The organism is Curtobacterium sp. 18060 (genome assembly GCF_902706105.1).
In the GTDB taxonomy this organism is placed as follows: domain Bacteria; phylum Actinomycetota; class Actinomycetes; order Actinomycetales; family Microbacteriaceae; genus Curtobacterium.
Map to the genome: position 1 here is coordinate 1 of NZ_CACSJV010000023.1, position 17,426 is coordinate 17,426.

Sequence of the window (17,426 nt, forward strand, 5' to 3'; positions counted from 1 at the left end):
GCGGCGGGCCGCACGCTTCGTGAGCAGAAATGGTCGAGTGGCCGGTCGGTACTCGACCATTTCTGCTCACCAAGTGCGCGGGTGTGGGCGCGCGACGAGCGCGCGACGACCGGGAGGCGCGGGTCGCCTCAGCGCGCCTCGCCGCGTCGGGCGATGGTGCGGACCATGACCTCGAGTGCGTAGTGCGCGTCGCGCGAGCCGCCCTTCACCGCGGTGTCCGCCTCAGCGATGCTCGTGATCGCGTTCGCGAGACCCGTCTCACTCCACGAGGCGACGTCACGCTGCGCGCGCTGCACCTGCCACGGGGCCATGCCGAGCGCCGACGCTGCCTGACCGCTCGGCCCGCGGAAGGCACTGACCTTCGCCATCGTGCGGATCTTGCTCGCGAACGCCGCGACGATCGGCACGGGGGCTTCGCCCGTCGCCAGCGCGTGCCGCAGCTCGACGATCGCCGGAGCGGACCGTCCGGCCAGGGCGATGTCGGCCACCTTGAACGCGTTCGTCTCGACGCGGCCGCCGTAGTACTTGTCGACGACCTTGTCGGTGATCTCCTGCGCTTCGTCCGCCAGGAGCTGGCGACACGCGGCGGCGAGCTCGGCCAGGTCGTCCGCGAAGGCGACCACGAGGGTGCGGACCGCCGACGGCGCGATCTTGCGTCGAGCGGCGCGGAACTCGGCGTTCACGAAGTCGATGCGGTCGGTCTCGCGCTTGAGCTCGTCGCACAGGACCTCGACCCCACCGCCGACCCCGCTGCGGATCGTGTCGAGCAGCTTCTTGCCACGCACCCCGCCGCCGTGACGGAGCACCAGGGTGACGTCGTCGGCCGGGGCCTGCAGGTACGAGATGGTCTCGGTGATGAAGGCGTCGGTGCACTTCTCGACGTTGGTGACCCGCACGAGCCGCGGCTCGCCGAACAACGACGGGCTGGCGAGGGTCGCGAGCAGCCCGGGAGCGTACTGGTCGGCCTCGAGGTCGTGCACCTCGAGCGCCGGGTCCTCGCCCACGAGCAGGTCCTTGAGCACACTGCTGGCCCGGTCGGCCAGGAACGCCTCGGGCCCGGTGACGAGCACGACCGGGGCCGGCCGGATCCCCGACCAGGGGACCTGGTCGATCTTCGCTGCGGCGCGCGCGGGCTTCTTGGCGGGCATGCGGTCCTTCCGGTGGTGCCGACCCGGACGGTGCCGGTGCGACGAGTGCTCCGACGATCCTACGGGCGGCCACCGACGGCGTGTGCTCCGTCCACACCCGCAGGTCGTCGGTGGCCGCCCGACCCACCACGACGGTGCCGAGTTCGTCGGTCCGGTACGCGGCGGTCCCGGACGATGCGAGCATCGACAGCGCCGACCGTGTCGGGTGGCCGTACGTGTTGTCCGCGCCGACGCCGACGAGTCCGACGCGGGCCGCGAGCTGCCGGTACAGCAGCGGGTCCTGGTCGGCCGAACCGTGGTGCGAGACCTTCACGACGTCGACAGGGCCTGCTGGCAGCGCACTGCCGGAGCGGACCCGACGCTGCGCGGTCTCCCCCAGGTCGCCGAGGAACACCCCGGACACGCACGTGGGGCAGTCGCCGCCCGGCAGCGGCTCGGTCACGAGCACGATGCTCGCGTCGTTGCCGGCGTCCGGGCTGCCCGCCCGCGGCCACACCACGCGCCAACCGAGCGACCCGAGCACGCCGGACACCCGGTCGTCGGCCTGCCGGACGTCGACGCCACCGCGCTGCAGGTCCTGCACGACGCGGCTGTCCGACGCACGGCCGACCGGTCCGACGAGCGCCGTGTCGACGATGCCCGCGACCTCGTCGACCGCCCCGACGTGGTCGCGGTCGAAGTGCGTGAGGACGAGCAGGTCGATCCGGCGGACCCGCAGCAGGTCGAGGCAGGCCCGGAGGCGGTCCGGGTCGTCCCCGGTGTCGATCAGTGCCGTGCTGTCGCCGCCACGGACCAGCACGGCGTCACCCTGTCCGACGTCGCACGCCGCGACCGCCCAGTCGCGCGGGACGGTACCGCGCACGACCAGCACGGGAACCGCGACGGCGGCGACACCGACCACCACGACGACTCCCGCGACGAGCAGCAGGCGGCTCCGCACCATCGGAGTGCTCAGCACGGCGACCGCGAGGCACGCGCTGACGACCACGGCGCCGACCACCCCGACGGTCCCACCCGGCCACGGCGCCGACGCGTACGGCAGCAGCGCTGCGCCGTGGGCGATGCCGCCGACCGCCGACGCGGGGGCCCAGGCGACGGCTGCCAGCACCGACCCACCCCACGGCCAGACCGGCGCGAGCAGACACGCACCGAGGCCGACGACGGTGACGATCGGTGCCAGGGGCTCGGCCAGCAGGTTCGCCGGCACCGCGTAGGTCGGCAGCGCCGCGGACAGCGGGATCGTCACGGGCCAGCAGGCGACCTGCGCCGCCACCGGCACGGCGAGGGCAGCGGCCGCCGGGGTCCACAGCTGTCGGGCGAGGAGCGTGGTGAGCGGAGGTCCGAGCACCACGATGCCGGTCGTGGCGAGTACCGACAGCGCGAACCCGAACGACCGCGCGAACCAGGGGTCGACCACCAGCATGCCGATCGCGGCCAGGGCGATGAGGGGCACGCCGCGCACGGGGCGGCCGGACAGGTGCACGACCAGCACGACGACCGCCATCACCGTGGCCCGGACGATCGACGGGTCTGGCCGCACGAGCACCACGAACGCGAGCAGCACGGCGACGGCCGACGCCGCCCGGAGCCCCCGAGGCATCCCGCAGAGTCGCCCGACCACCACGACGAGGCCGACGATCACCGCGCAGTTCGCCCCGGACACCGCGGTCAGGTGGGTCAGTGCCGAGGTCTCCATCGCTGCCTCGGTCGCGGCGTCGAGGCCGGACCGGTCGCCGATCGCCAGGCCACGCAGGAGCGCAGCCCCGGGCTCGGGCAGGTCGGCGGTCGCACGGACGAAGGCCCGGCGGGCGGTGTCGGTGGCTCCGAGCAGTCCCCCGGGTGGCTCGGTGGCGGGCACACCCCGGAGGAACAGCACGAACGCGGTCGCGGAACCGGGGACGTCGGCCTCGATCGTCCCGGTGCCGGTCACCCGCGTTCCCGCGGCCAGCACGCGGTCGTGATCGTCACCCGATGGCACGAGCGCACCGTCGCCCGGTGGCACGAGCCGGACCGGTACCCGGAGCGCACGCTCCGTGTCGGCACGCTCGAGCGTCGCGAGCACGGAGCGGTCGCCCGGGCCCAGGTCGCGCGACAGGACTGCGTCGAACGACACGGTGCCCGACGCGGAGGCGAGTGCCCGGAGCACCTCCGGCGTTCGTCGGGTCTCACCCACGGTGACCGACACCGCGAGCAACGCGGTCAGCGCCGCCGCGACGAGCACCAGGCCGGCACCGGCGGTCACGGTGCGGCAGCGACGGCCCGAGCAACGACGACCCGCGCCGATCGCACTCCCACCGGCGAGCACGGCCAGCACGGCCAGCACTGCCAGCACGGCGGCCACGATCCCGACCACGGGCGCTGCCGCCGGTCCCCCGACGAGCACGGTCGTCACGATCCAGGCGATCGCCACCGGCACCGCAACCCGCAGGTCCGTCGCACTGGGTCGCAGCTGCACGGGCACGGCTCAGACCCGCACGCGGTCACGCAGCTCCGCGAACCGGACGTCGCCGATGCCGCTGACGTCGAGCAGGTCCTCGACCGCGGTGAACCGGCCGTGTTCGTCGCGCCAGGCGAGGATCCGGCCGGCCAACCCCGGGCCGATGCCGGGCAGGGTCTCGAGCGCAGCCTGGTCGGCGCTGTTCAGGTCGACGACGGAGTCGGCGCCGGTTCCCGCGGCACCCGCGGCACCCGTACCGTCGTCAGCGCCGCTGCCCGCCGCGGCCGCACCGCCGTCGACCGGATCGAGCGCCGCCGGGACCTCGTCCTCGCCCACGCGCGGCACGTACAGCCGCTCGCCGTCGGTCAGGACCCGCGCCAGGTTCAGTCGGTCCAGGTCCGCATCCGCCGTCGCGCCGCCGGCCCGCTCGATCGCGTCGGTCACCCGGCTCGACGGCGGCAGGCGCACCACGCCGTCGCGCTCGACCGCCCCGAGCACGTGCACCACCACACGCGCCGCACCAGACCCAGCGGTCGGCACCCCGGCGGTGGGCGCACCGGCGGTCGGCACGCCGGCAGCCGGAGGGCCGACAGTCGGCGCGCCGGCGGTGGGCGCACCACTGACGACGACCCCGCCCGCCCCTGCACCACCACGGCCCGTCAGCGACCCGACCAGGACCACCACCAGCGCCACAGCCACAACGACCCCGGCCAGCACCACCGCGGCCCGCGGCGACAGCACCAGTCGCGACCAGAGCACGCGTCCCGATGCGGGCGCGCCGTCCACTGACCGAGGGTCCGGTGACGAGGGCGACGACATGCCCCGAACGCTACGGAGCCCGGCCGATCGGCCGGGCTCCGGAGTGCTGGTCTGTGGACAGGTGCGTCGGACGCCCACCCTGTGGACGGCCAGACGCTCACCCTGTGGACGGCCAGACGCCCACCCCGTGGACGGCCGCGCCGCCCGAGGGCTACCCCTTGATGGCGATGTTCACGAGCTTCGGCGCCCGCACGATGACTTTCACGATCTCGCGGTCACCGATGTACCGCTGCACGTTCGCCGAGTTCCGCGCGAGTGCCTCGAGCTCGGACGGCTCGATCGACTTCGACACCTCGAACGAGTCGCGGACCTTGCCGTTGACCTGGACGACCGCGGTGAGGGTCTCCTGCACCAGCAGCGTCGGGTCGGCCTTCCGCCAACCGTGCAGCGCGACGGTGGCCTCGTACCCGAGCTGCTCCCACATCTCCTCGCCGGTGTACGGCGCGAACACGGCGAGGCCGAGCGTGACGGTCTCGACGGCTTCGCGCACGGCGGGGTCGGCGGCACCGGGGCCGCTGTCGATCGCCTTGCGCGTCACGTTGACCAGGTCCATGAGCCGTGCGATCACGACGTTGAACTTGAACGACTCCATCAGGCCCGGCGCATCGGCCAGGAACCGGTGCGTCACCTGGCGCAGGGCGCGGTCGCCCTCGGCCCAGACGACGTCGGGGGTCGACGTGACGTCGGTCGCCAGGCGGTAGGCGCGGGCCAGGAAGCGTGCCGAGGCGGACGGCGAGACGTCCTCCCAGTTGATGTCGTCCTCGGGCGGGCCGGCGAAGCCCATCACCAGGCGGATCGCGTCGACGCCGTTCGCGTCGAGCTCGTCGCCGAGCGAGACGCCGCCCTTGGACTTCGACATCTTCGAGCCGCCGGACAGCACCATGCCCTGGTTGAGCAGTGCCGAGAACGGCTCGGTGAAGTCGAGGTAACCGAGGTCGAAGAGCACCTTGGTGACGAAGCGCGCGTACAGCAGGTGCAGGATCGCGTGCTCGATGCCGCCGATGTACTGGTCGACCGGCGCCCACTTGCGAGCGACGGCGGGGTCGAACGCCTGGGTGTCGTCGTTCGCCGCCAGGAAGCGCAGGAAGTACCACGACGAGTCGACGAAGGTGTCCATCGTGTCGGTGTCACGAAGCGCGGGTGTCCCGTCGACGGGGTTCGGGACGTTGACCCAGTCGGTCGCTCCGCCGAGGGGCGAGGTGCCCTTGGGCTTGAGGTCGAGCCCCTCGGTGTCGGGCAGGCGCACCGGCAGCTGGTCGAGCGGCACGGGGTGCTCGCTGCCGTCGGCGCCGTGGATGATCGGGATCGGCGTGCCCCAGAAGCGCTGGCGCGAGATGAGCCAGTCGCGCAGGCGGTAGGTCTTGGCGGCGCGACCGGTCCCGCGCTCCTCGAGCAGGGAGATCGCGGCGGTGATCGCGTGCTGCTTCGACATGCCGTCGAGGGGGCCGGAGTTCATCATCCGGCCCTGACCCGTCAGCGCCTCGCCCGTGGTGGCGGGGTTGAGGTCGGGCAGCTCGGTGTCCTCGGTGATCACCGGGATCGCTCCGGTGACCGCGGCGTTGGTGTCGACGACGACCTTCACCGGCAGGTCGAACGCCCGGGCGAAGTCGAGGTCGCGCTGGTCGTGCGCCGGCACGGCCATGACCGCCCCGTGGCCGTAGTCGGCGAGCACGTAGTCGGCGGCCCAGATCGGCAGGCGCTCCCCCGTCAGCGGGTGGATCGCGAAACGGCCGAGCGGCACACCGGTCTTCGGGCGGTCGGCGTTCTGCCGGTCGATCTCCGACGTCTTCTGCGTGGCGACGAGGTAGGCATCGAAGTCCGCACGGACGGAGGAGGACGCAGAAGCGACCAGCGACGCCGCCAGGTCCGAGTCCGGTGCGACGACGAGGAACGTCACGCCGTGGATCGTGTCGGGGCGCGTCGTGAACACCGTGACGGGCTCGTCACGGCCCTCGATGACGAAGTCGACGTCGGCGCCGACCGACCGGCCGATCCAGTTGCGCTGCTGCGCGATGACCTTGGCGGGCCACCGTCCCTCGAGCTGGTTGAGGTCGTCGAGCAGGCGGTCGGCGTACTCCGTGATCTTGAAGTACCACTGCGTGAGCTTCTTCTTGACGACGACGGCACCGGAGCGGTCCGAGGTGCCGTCGGGCAGGACCTGCTCGTTCGCGAGCACGGTCTGGTCCACCGGGTCCCAGTTGACCCAGCTGTCCTTGCGGTACGCCAGGCCCTTCTCGTACATCTTCAGGAACAGCCACTGGTTCCACTTGTAGTACTCGGGGTCCGAGGTGTGGATCTCGGTGCTCCAGTCGAACGACGGCGCGTAGCGCTTGAAGGACGCCTTCTGCTGCGCGATGTTCGCGTAGGTCCAGTCCTTCGGGTCCACCCCGCGCTTGATCGCGGCGTTCTCGGCGGGCAGGCCGAAGGAGTCCCAGCCGATGGGGTGCAGGACGTTGAAGCCCTGCTGGCGCCAGTAGCGCGCCACGAAGTCGCCGAGGGCCCAGTTCTCGGCGTGCCCCATGTGGAGGTCGCCGGACGGGTACGGGAACATCTCGAGGATGTACTTGCGCGGACGCGTGTCGTCCAGGTCGGTGGTGAAGAGCCCGAGCTCTTCCCAGCGGGGCTGCCACTTCTCCTGGATACGACGGAAGTCGTAGGCGTTCGGGTCCTCGGCGTGCTGCTCGGTGGTCACGGACGTCAACGATACAAGCCGGGAGGCCCGTCCAGCGTCCGCCTGTCGGGTCATCCGACGAGCAGGCGGCCGGCGGCCATCCGCAGGGTGCGGTCGACCAGGTCCGCCCGGACCGGCACGTGCGACACGATCACGACCGTCCGTCCCGCTGCGCGGGCCGTCGTCACGAGGTCGTGCAGGACGGCGTCGCCGAGGTCCGGGTCGATGTCGGCCGTGGGTTCGTCGAGCACGAGCACCGGGAACGCGTGCAGGAGCGCGCGCGCCAGGGCGAGCCGGTGCGCTTGTCCGCCGGAGACGAGGCCACCGCGCTCCCCCACCGACGCATCGAGCCCGCCGCGACGTCCGACCCACTCGCCGAGGCCGACCCGGTCGAGCACGGCGAGCAGCTCGTCGTCGGTCGCGGTCTCGCGGGCGAACAGCAGGTTCTGTCGCACGGGCTGGTCGAACACGAACGGGTCCTGCTCGATGAGCCCGATGCGGGCACGGACGGCGTCGGGGTGCATGTCCTTCGCCGAGACCCCGTCGAGCGTGTACGAGCCCTGGTGGTCGACGAACCGGACGAGCGCGTCGACGAGGGTGGACTTCCCCGCGCCGCTCGGCCCTTCGAGCACGACGACCTCGCCGGGGTGCAGGTCGAGCGAGACCCCGTCGACCGCCGGCGTCGTGGCTCCGGGCCACTGCACGGTCAGGTCGCGCACCGCCACGGTGACCGGACCGAACACCGCCAGTTCGGCCGGGTCGGCGTCCTGCTCGGGTTCGGGCACGATGCCCGCGGGCACCCGGGCCGGGACGACCTGCTCGACCCGCTCAGCGGCGGCGCGCACGCGGCGCAGCGTGAGGACGGCGAGCGGGACCCCGCCGACGACCTCGAACAGGGCGAGCGGCACGAACACGGTCAGCGCCCAGAGCGGTCCGTCGAGCGCCCCGGACACCACGACCGGTGCACCGACGGCCAGGATCCCGATGACCGCGCCGCCGCCGACCAGCCCGACCAGGGCACCGACGAGCGCCTCGACCGTGCCACGGCGGCGCACTGCACGGGTGACGCCGGCGTCGAGACGGGCGATGTGCGCCAGCCGCTCGTCGAGGGTGCCGTAGGCCGCGAACACGTCGAGCGTCCGCACGGTGTCGAGCACGAGGTCGGCGACCCGACCACGTTCCGCCGCGGTCTCACGGTCGGAGCGCTCGGCGATCGACCGTGTCACGACCGACCCGAGCAGCGCCGCGACCGCCAGGCCGAGCAGGAGCACGAGGGCGGCCGGCACCGACACGATCGCCACCGCGACGACGGACAGCAGGGCGACGACCCCGGCGGACACCAGCGGCCCGACGACGCGGATGGGCAGGTCCTGCAGCCGGTCGGTGTCGGTGACCAGGCGGGTCATCAGGTCGCCACGGCCGGTGCTGCCGAGCCCTGCCGGTGCGACCGAGGCGAGCCGCCGGTACATCTCGGTGCGCACCACCGCGAGCTGCCGGAAGGACGCGTCGTGCCCGGCGAGCCGGTCGACGTAGCGCAGCGCCGCACGCCCGAGTGCGAACGCCCGCACGCCGACCATCACGAGGGTCAGGTAGAGGATCGGCGGGTGCTCCGCGGCACGGGTGATGAGGTAGCCGCTCGCGGCGAGGAGCGCCACGGCGCAGACCGCACTGAGCGCGCCGGCGGCGACCGCCTTCGCCCAACCCGACCCGTGCGGCATCGCGAGCCGCAGGACGGACGCTCCACGGGCCTCCCGGGACAGCACCCGCTGCCGGCTCATGCGCGCACCCCCGTCCGGACGGTGACAGACCCACCGGTGCCGATGTCGACCCGGACGTCGGCCGCGGCCACGACCGCCGGTCGGTGGCTGGCCACCACGACGACCGCGCCGTCGGCCGCCAGGCCGCGGATCGCGGCGACGACGTGGGCCTCGGCCTCGGCGTCGAGCGCCGAAGTCGGTTCGTCGAGCAGGACCAACGGCGTGCCGACGCGGCGGGCGCGGTACAGCGCCCGCGCGACGGCGACGCGCTGCGCCTGGCCGCCGGACAGTCCGCTGCCGCCGGCGCCGATCGGGAGGCCCGGGTCGACCCCCAGCCCCGCGTCGCGCAACGCGGTCTGGACGTCCACGGCGTCGGGGGTCGCGCTGAGCGCGACGTTCTCGGCGACGGTCCCGCGCACGAGGCGGGGTCGCTGGTCGGCCCAGGTGGTGCGGCCGGCGGCGGTCGTACCGGCGGCGCCGGGGACGACCACGGTGCCGTCGTGCGGCAGGACGCCGCGGAGTGCGGCGATGACGCTCGACTTGCCCGAGCCGCTCGGGCCGGCGAGCACGACGACGGTGCCGGGGTCGGCGTGCAGGTCGAGCGGGCCGATCACCACGTCGGGCCGGCGGACGGTCAGACCGTGCACGGCCAGCGCCGTGGCAGCCGGAGCGGTCGCCGCGGGGTCCGTGTCGTGGTGCGGCGCGGGCTCCGTGTCGTCGTCGAGGACGTCGAGGACCGCTGCCGATGCCTCGACGCCGTCCTGGGCGGCGTGGAAGTCCGCGCCGACCTGGCGGATGGGGGCGAACGCTTCGGGGGCGAGGACCAGGACGAACATCGCGGCGCCGAGCCCGAGCGAGCCGTCGACCAGCCGGATGCCGATCGACACCGCGACGAGGGCGACGGACAGGCTCGCGGCGAGCTCGAGCGCGAACCCGCTGACGAACGACAGCCGGAGCACCCCGAGCGTGCCGCGACGGTACTCGTCCGTGACGGCGCCGATGCGGCCGACCTGGCGCCGGGCGCGACCGAACACCTTGAGGGTGGCCAGGCCCTCGACGGCCTCGAGGAAGGCGCCGCCCAGCTTGGCGAGGGCGTCGGACTGCTTCCGCTGCAACGACTGGGTCGCGAGGCCGATCAGGATCATGAACACCGGGATGACCGGCAGGGCGAACAGGATGATCAACCCGCTCGTCAGGTCACCGAGGCCGATCGCGACCAGCAGCAGCGGTGTGGCGATCGCGGTGAGTGCGAGCTGCGGCAGGTAGCGACCGAAGTAGGCGTCGAGCGCGTCGAGGCCCGGCCCGAGGGTGGTGGCGAACCCCGCGCTCGACCGGCCCGCCAGCCAGGACGGACCCCGCTCGGCGGCGCGGGCGAGCACCGTGGTGCGCATCTCGCTCTTCACCTTCGCCGCGGCGCGGGCCGCCAGGTCGTCGGTCGCCCAGGCCGCCACGGCACGGAGCACGAACGCGCCGCCCAGCAGCGCGAGTGCCTGCCCGAAGGCGCCCGGGACACGGCCGTCCTGGACCGCGTCGATGCCGAGGGTCACGGCGGCGGCGATCCCCCACGCGATCGCGATGGTCGCGACCGTGCGGAGGACGCCGGTGCCGGCGGCCGCGACGATGAAGCCGCGCGCCGTCCGCGACAGGCGCAGGAGTCGCGGGTCGAGCGGCTTCACCGTCGCCTGCCTAGTGCGCGGCCTGGGTGACCTGGGCCCGCGAGACACGCTTGCGGAACACCCAGTACGTCCAGGCCTGGTACGCGAACACGAGGGGCACGAAGATCAGCGCCACCCAGCTCATCACCGTCAGCGTGTACGAACCGCTCGAGGCGTTGTACACGTTCAGGCTGTTCGCCGGGTCGTTGGTGGCGGGCATGACGTCCGGGAAGATCGCCGTGAACATGGCGAGCACGATCGCGGCGATGGTGACGGCCATGAGCGTGAACGCCCGGCCCTCCTTGCCCCAGGCGTTGCACAGCACGGCCAGGACGAGCGCGAGTGCCGCGACCACCGAGAGCACGAGCGAGGCTGGAGTCGCCCGGACGAACGCCATCCAGACCAGGAACGCGGCACCGACGACGATCGTCAGGATGCCGGCCCGGGTCGCCAGGCGCTTCGCCCGCTCGCGGATCTCGCCCTCGGTCTTCAGCGCCACGAACACGACGCCGTGCGTGAAGAACACCAGCAGCGTCGCCACGCCGGTCAGGAGCGCGAACGGGTTGAGCAGGTCGAAGAGCGTGCCCGTGTAGTTGTGCCCGGAGTCCATCGGGATCCCGCGGACGACGTTGCCGAACGCGACGCCCCAGAGGAACGACGGCAGGGCGGAGCCGACGATGATCATCAGGTCGAAGCGACGCTTCCACTCGAGGTGCTTGTTCTGGTGGCGGTACTCGAACGAGACACCGCGCAGGATCAGCGCCGCGAGGATGAGCAGCAGCGCCAGGTAGAACCCGGAGAACATCGTGGCGTACCACTCGGGGAACGCCGCGAACAGGCAGGCGCCGGCGACGATGACCCACGTCTCGTTGAGGTCCCAGACCGGGCCGATCGTGTTGATGAGCACCCGACGGTCGGTGTCGTCCTTGCCCAGGAAGGGCAGGGACATGCCGACCCCGAAGTCGAAGCCGTCGAGGACGAAGTAGCCGACGAAGAACACGCCGACGATCGCGAACCAGAGGACAGGCAGATCCATCTCAGTACACCGTCACTTCGTGCTTGACCTCGCCGGTCTCCTCGTCGACCTCTGCCGGAGCGGCAGGGCCCTCTTGCGCGACCTTCTTGATGAGCTTGAACTCGACCACCGCCAGCGAGCCGTAGATCACGGTGAACACGACGAGCGAGATGAGGACCTCGAGCCCGGTCACGTTCGGCGAGACGCCGTCGCTGGTCTTGAGCAACCCGAACACGAGCCACGGCTGGCGACCCATCTCGGTGAAGATCCAGCCGACGATCATCGCGGCCATCGGGAGCGGGACGGTCCAGGTGGCGACGCGCCAGATCCAGCGCTTCGTCGGGAACCGGCCCTTGCGGGTCAGCCAGAGGCCGGCGAGCGACACCATGACCGCACCGACGCCGAGCGCGATCATCCAGCGGAACGACCAGTAGGTGACCCAGATGATCGGCTTGTAGTCGCCGGGCCCGTACACCTGGGTGTACTGCGCCTGCAGGTCGTTGATGCCCTCGACCGTGCCGTTGAAGGTGTGCGTGGACAGGAACGACAGCAGGTAGGGCACCCGGATCGAGAACAGTTCGTGCACGCCGTCGGGGGTGCCGAGCGTGAAGATCGAGAACGAGGCGTCCTTGCCGGTCGCCGTGTTGTAGAGCGCTTCGGCCGCGGCCATCTTCATCGGCTGGGTGTCGACCATGGTCAGGCCGAGCTGGTCGCCGGTGAGCACCGTCAGGGCCCCCGCAGCCACCATGGTCCACATGCCGAACTTGAGCGCCGGCATCATCGTCTCGAGGTTCTGGTTCCGCGCCAGGTGGTAGGCGGCGACCGAGATGATCACTGCTGCGGCGACCATGAAGCAGGCGAACAACGTGTGCGGGAAGGCGGCGAGGGCGACCTTGTTGCCGAGGACCGCCCAGATGTCGGTGAGCTCCGCGCGGCCCTTGGCCTCGTTCATCGAGAAGCCGACCGGGTGCTGCATGAACGCGTTCGCGGCGATGATGAAGTACGCCGACATGATCGTGCCGGCGCTGACGCACCAGATGCTCGCCAGGTGCAGTCCCTTCGGCAAGCGGTCCCAGCCGAAGATCCAGACGCCGATGAACGCGGCTTCGAAGAAGAAGGCCAGGATCCCCTCGAGCGCGAGCGGGGCGCCGAAGACGTCACCGACGAAGCGCGAGTAGTTCGACCAGTTCATGCCGAACTGGAACTCCTGCACGATGCCCGTCACGACGCCCATCGCGAAGTTGATCAGGAAGATGCGTCCGAAGAACCGGGTCAGCTGCAGGTAGTGCGCGCGACCGGTCCGGTACCAGGCGGTCTGGAACACGGCCACCACGGCGGCCATGCCGATCGTCAGCGGGACGAAGAGGAAGTGGTAGATGGTCGTCAGACCGAACTGCCACCGCGACAGGATGAGCGGGTCGAGGAGGTCGGTCATGCGGCACTTCCCAGTCGGGTCGCCGCGCGCAGTCGGTGCACGTCAGTGTCTTCCTGTGGAACGGATACATCAGATGTCACAGCCGTTGGGACTCTTCAACGGTACCGCGTCACCACCGACTTCGACAACTTGTAGAAATGTTCCGTGCACGAACGTGCAAGGGTGTTGCACGGCACAACCGTGCGGCACGGATGTGCCGGTTCCCGCTCCGCCGAACGACGAGAGGCGCCGGGCAGTTGCCCGACGCCTGTCGTCTAACGCACGAGGACTGCTGTTACAGCAGGCCCTCGTCGGTCAGGAACTCCTTGGCGATGGTGGACGCCTTCTCCTTGTCCGCCGTGCTCTTGGTGTTGAGCTCGATCAGGGCCTCGGGCGTCAGCTTCTCGTTGACCGAGTCGATCGCGTCCGCGGCCTTGTCGTTCACCTTGTCGGAGACGACGGGGATGACGTTCTGCGGCAGGATCAGGTTCTCCGGGTCCTCGAGCGTGACGAAGTCGTTCGCCTTGATGCTCGGGTCGGCGCTGTAGATGTCGGCGAGCTGGACGGTGCCGTCCTTCAGCGCCTTGACCGTCAGGGCTCCGCCGGAGTCCTCGACCGCCTTGAAGTCGACGTCGACGCCGTAGACCGACTTCAGGCCCTTCGGACCGTACGGACGGGTCTGGAACTCGGAGTTCGCGCCGACGGTGAGCTTCGACGTGACGTCCTTCAGGTCGGCCAGGCTCGTCACGTCGTTGTCCTCGGAGAACTTCTTCGTGACGGTGTAGCTGTCCTGGTCGGTCGCCTCGGCCTCGTCGAGGACCCGGAGGCCCTTCGGCAGCGCCGTCTCGAGGCCGTCGTCGATCTGGTCGGCGGTCTTCGCCGTGGAGTCCTTGTCGAAGTACTGCAGCAGGTTGCCGCTGTACTCGGGCATGACGTCGATCGCGCCCTTCTCGAGCTGCGGGATGTAGACCTCGCGCTGCCCGATGTTGAAGTTGCGCTTGACCTCGAAGCCGTTCTTCTCGAGGACCTGTGCGTACAGCTCGGCGATGATCTCGTTCGAGTAGTACTGCTGCGAGCCGACGACGATCGTCTTGGAGTCGGACGACGCGCTGGAGCCGCTGTCGAGCGGGTCGCTCGACGCGCAGCCGGTCAGGGCGGCGGCGACGCCCAGTGCGAGCGCTGCTGCGACGCCCGCACGGATCTTTGCTGTGATCACGATGGATTTCCTTCCGGGATGGGATTGCGGGCTCGCTCGCGCGATCCCTGGCGCTGCCGGGCCGACGGGTCGGCGGTGCCCTTGGGCACCGACGCCCGCTGCAGCACGGCGAACACGATCTCGAACGCGATCGCGAGTGCGATCACGAGGATGGAGGCGCCGAGCATCTCGGCGTAGTCCTGGGTCTTCAGACCGAGGAAGAAGTAGCCGCCGAGGCCGCCGGCGCCGACGTACGCGGCGAGCGTCGCCGTGGCCACGACCTGCAGCACGGCTGCGCGGAAGCCGCCGATCAGCAGGGGCAGGCCGAGCGGGACCTCGACCTTCCACAGGATCTGCCAGCCCGTCATGCCCTGGGCCTTGGCGGCGTCGACGGTCACGGGTTCGACCGACTCGATGCCCGAGTACGCACCAGCCAGCACCGAGGGGATGGCGAGCACGACGAGCGCCAGGAGCGGAGCCTGCAGGCCGATGCCGAGCAGGAGTCCGAACAGGGAGAGCACGCCGAGCGTCGGCAGTGCGCGGATCCCGCCGGACACGGCGATCGAGAAGCCCCGTGCGCGGCGCGTGTGGCCGATGGCGTACCCGATCGGCACGGCGATCAGCGAGGCGATCACCACGGCGAGCAGCGTGATCCAGATGTGCTCCCAGAGGCGGCCGGGGATCGCGTTGTACCCGGAGTAGTTGGTGGGGTCGAAGACCCAGGCGAAGGCCTGTCCGATGATCACGAGGCGACCTCCGCTGCTTGCAGGACACGGCGGGTCCGGCGGCGCGACACCGAGGTCGTCCGGGTCCACGGCATGACGATCCGGCCGAGCAGCACCAGGATCCCGTCGAGCACGAACGCCAGGACGAGGACCATGACGATGCCGGAGATGATCTCCTCGTAGATCCCGCGCCCGAGGCCGTCCGTGAACAGCGACCCGAGGCTCTGGATGCCGAGGACGGCGCCGACGGTGGTCAGCGAGATCGTGGACACCGAGACCACCCGCAGCCCGGCGAGCAGCACCGGCCCGGCCAGCGGCAGTTCGACGCGGAAGAACCGCTGCGCCGACGAGTACCCCATCGCGGTCGAGGCCGACTTCGTCCCCGAGTCCACCGAGGTGAGCCCGTCGACGGTCGACCTGACCATGAGCGCGAGGCCGTACAGGGTCAACCCGATCACGACGTTGACCGGGCTCTGCAGCCCGGTGCCGATGATGCCCGGCAGCGCCACGAACAGCGCCAGGGACGGGATCGCGTAGAGCAGCCCGGCGAACGTCACGATGCCGCTGCCGACACCCGAGGCGAACCGCGATCCACCGGGGCGCTGGAGGCGGACGACGAGCCAGCCGATGGGGATGGACAGCAGGAACGCGATGATGATCGGCGGGATGGCGATGGCCAGGTGCGCGACCGTGGCGTCACGGATCGTGTCGAGGTTCGCGAGGACCCACTTCACCGCGTGCCCTCACCCTGCGCCGGAGCACCCGGGGCGTCGAGCGACGCTCCGGCCTGGTTCGATGCGGGGTCGGCCTGCACCGCTGCGGCGGCGTCGACGACGTTGACCGGTCCGGTGAGGACACCGGCTGCACGCCCGTCACCGTCCACGACGATGGGGCCCGTGGGGGTGTGCTCGACGCGCAGCGACCGACGCCCACGGCCCACGCCGATGAAGTTCGCGACGAAGTCGTCCGCCGGCTCGGCGAGGATCTCGGAAGGCGTGCCCTGCTGGGCGATCTCGCCGCCCTTCTTCAGGATGACGACCTGGTCGCCGAGCTTGAACGCCTCGTCGATGTCGTGCGTCACGAACACGACGGTCTTGCCGAGTTCACGCTGCAGGCGGATGAGCTCGTCCTGCAGGTCGTTGCGGACCAGCGGGTCGACGGCGCCGAAGGGCTCGTCCATGAGCAGGATGTTCGGGTCGACGGCGAGGCCGCGGGCCACACCGACGCGCTGCTGCTGCCCGCCGGACAGCTGGGACGGGTACCGGTCGGCGAACGCCCGGTCGAGTCCCACGGTGTCCATGAGCTCGAGCGCACGCGTGCGGGCATCGGTCTTCGACACCCCGGTGAGCAGGGGAACGGTCGCGATGTTGTCGACGACCTTGCGGTGCGGCAGCAGACCGGAGTTCTGCATGACGTACCCGATGCTCCGCCGGAGCTTCACGGGGTCGACGCCGGAGACGTCGGATCCGTCGATCTGCACGGAACCCGAGGTGGGGTCGACCATGCGGTTGATCATCCGGAGCAGCGTCGTCTTGCCGCAGCCGCTGGAGCCGACGAAGACGGTGGTGGTCCGGGACGGGATCACGAGGTCGAAGTCGTCGACCGCGGTGGTGCCGTCCGGGTAGGTCTTTCGTACCGAGCGGAACTCGATCATGGGTGCCCTTCTGTTCGGAGGTAGCCCGACTCCGGATGAGAGTACCCGTCGGGTCCGACAGCGGTTCACCCGTTCCGGCACGCGGCGCGTCCCGGACAGGTGCGCACCGCCGTGGACCGGACCGAGCGCACGACGGAACCAGCGCGGACGACGACGCCCGCGCCTCCTGTTCGGAAGCACGGGCGTCGTCGGATGGGTGCGGGACCCCGCGGCGGTCAGCCGGCGGCGACCACGGACTCCATGTGGGCACGGCTCATCGTGCGGTACTCGGCGATGAGCGCCGTGTCGGGGTGCTCGCGGTCGCGGTGGGCCCGCGCCAGCACGGCGTGGCCGGACTCGGCCAGCACCACCCAGGCACGTGCGATGCGCTCGTTGTCGGGCAGCCCGAACCGGTCGCGCATGACCTGCCCGACGGCGGCGCCGAGCGCCCCCATGCGGTCCTCGGCGTCACCGGTGCCGGTGTCCGCGGTGTCGCCGAAGCGGATCGCGCGGAAGCCGGGCTCGGTGCGGTACAGCTCGGCGGTCTCGTCGATCAGTGCGTCGCAGGCCTGCTGCCAGGTCTCCGCGCCGCTCGCGTCGAGCGCCGCGACGAAGCGCGCGGCGAGCCGCTGCGTGCAGCGGATGGCGAGGGCGTCGACCACGGCGATGCGGTCCGGGAAGTAGCGGTAGACGGTGCCGATGGACGCTCCGGCCCGCTCGGCGACCATCGCGGTCGTGAGTCGCTCGAACCCGATCTCGTCGATCACCGCGGCAGCAGCGTCGAGCAGACCCGCGAGGCGCGCCGAACTGCGGGCTTGGACCGGCTCGTTCCTGAGCAGTGATGATCCCCCCGGCAGAGCGTTCGTTACCTCGGTGACGAGCACGTGTTCTCCTCTTGCGCTCCAGCGCGGTTCGTTGGTGTGACGAGGACGATTTTCGCAGAGACCGGCTGGAACA

At 71.2% G+C, this 17,426-nt stretch carries 12 protein-coding genes and 1 pseudogene; all 13 read right to left on the reverse strand.

Going from position 1 to position 17,426, the window contains the following annotated elements:
- Positions 1 to 128: 128 nt before the first annotated feature.
- Positions 129 to 1,148, reverse strand: a complete 1,020-nt coding sequence (holA, locus tag GVL05_RS11840) for a DNA polymerase III subunit delta (protein WP_123292542.1) — start codon at positions 1,146 to 1,148, stop codon at positions 129 to 131.
- A gap of 616 nt (positions 1,149 to 1,764) precedes the next feature.
- A pseudogene (locus GVL05_RS20365) lies at positions 1,765 to 3,609 on the reverse strand (ComEC/Rec2 family competence protein); the annotation flags it as partial.
- A gap of 3 nt (positions 3,610 to 3,612) precedes the next feature.
- Positions 3,613 to 4,371 (reverse strand): helix-hairpin-helix domain-containing protein, encoded by a 759-nt coding sequence (locus GVL05_RS11855; RefSeq protein ID WP_235035954.1) that lies wholly within the window; start codon positions 4,369 to 4,371, stop codon positions 3,613 to 3,615.
- A gap of 184 nt (positions 4,372 to 4,555) precedes the next feature.
- Entirely contained in the window at positions 4,556 to 7,096 is a 2,541-nt protein-coding gene (gene leuS / locus GVL05_RS11860) for a leucine--tRNA ligase (RefSeq protein ID WP_159573266.1), read from the reverse strand.
- 50 nt (positions 7,097 to 7,146) lie between these two features.
- Positions 7,147 to 8,853, reverse strand: a complete 1,707-nt coding sequence (gene cydC, locus GVL05_RS11865) for a thiol reductant ABC exporter subunit CydC (RefSeq protein ID WP_159573267.1) — start codon at positions 8,851 to 8,853, stop codon at positions 7,147 to 7,149.
- The gene (cydD, locus tag GVL05_RS11870; RefSeq protein ID WP_159573268.1) at positions 8,850 to 10,508 is read right to left on the reverse strand and encodes a thiol reductant ABC exporter subunit CydD; all 1,659 of its coding nucleotides are present in this window, start codon (positions 10,506 to 10,508) and stop codon (positions 8,850 to 8,852) included. Before cydD ends, cydC begins: the two co-directional genes overlap by 4 nt.
- Before the next feature lie 10 nt (positions 10,509 to 10,518).
- Positions 10,519 to 11,523, reverse strand: coding sequence for a cytochrome d ubiquinol oxidase subunit II (cydB, locus tag GVL05_RS11875; protein WP_123340389.1), 1,005 nt, complete (start codon positions 11,521 to 11,523; stop codon positions 10,519 to 10,521).
- A 1-nt stretch (position 11,524) separates the two neighbouring features.
- Complete coding sequence (locus tag GVL05_RS11880; protein WP_123292497.1) at positions 11,525 to 12,937, reverse strand: cytochrome ubiquinol oxidase subunit I; 1,413 nt, start codon at positions 12,935 to 12,937, stop codon at positions 11,525 to 11,527.
- 274 nt (positions 12,938 to 13,211) lie between these two features.
- Entirely contained in the window at positions 13,212 to 14,132 is a 921-nt protein-coding gene (locus tag GVL05_RS11885) for an ABC transporter substrate-binding protein (protein WP_123340387.1), read from the reverse strand.
- On the reverse strand, positions 14,129 to 14,857 hold the full coding sequence (locus GVL05_RS11890) for an ABC transporter permease (protein WP_159573269.1): 729 nt from the start codon (positions 14,855 to 14,857) through the stop codon (positions 14,129 to 14,131). The genes GVL05_RS11885 and GVL05_RS11890 overlap by 4 nt, the downstream gene beginning before the upstream one ends.
- Positions 14,854 to 15,570 carry an ABC transporter permease gene (locus GVL05_RS11895; RefSeq protein WP_123292494.1) on the reverse strand — a complete coding sequence of 239 codons (717 nt, stop codon included), beginning with the start codon at positions 15,568 to 15,570 and terminating at the stop codon, positions 14,854 to 14,856. The genes GVL05_RS11890 and GVL05_RS11895 overlap by 4 nt, the downstream gene beginning before the upstream one ends.
- Positions 15,567 to 16,490: an ABC transporter ATP-binding protein gene (locus GVL05_RS11900; protein ID WP_159573270.1), complete on the reverse strand. Its 924-nt coding sequence runs from the start codon at positions 16,488 to 16,490 to the stop codon at positions 15,567 to 15,569. Before GVL05_RS11900 ends, GVL05_RS11895 begins: the two co-directional genes overlap by 4 nt.
- A gap of 215 nt (positions 16,491 to 16,705) precedes the next feature.
- Positions 16,706 to 17,353 (reverse strand): TetR/AcrR family transcriptional regulator, encoded by a 648-nt coding sequence (locus GVL05_RS11905; protein ID WP_235035955.1) that lies wholly within the window; start codon positions 17,351 to 17,353, stop codon positions 16,706 to 16,708.
- Positions 17,354 to 17,426 lie beyond the last annotated feature (73 nt).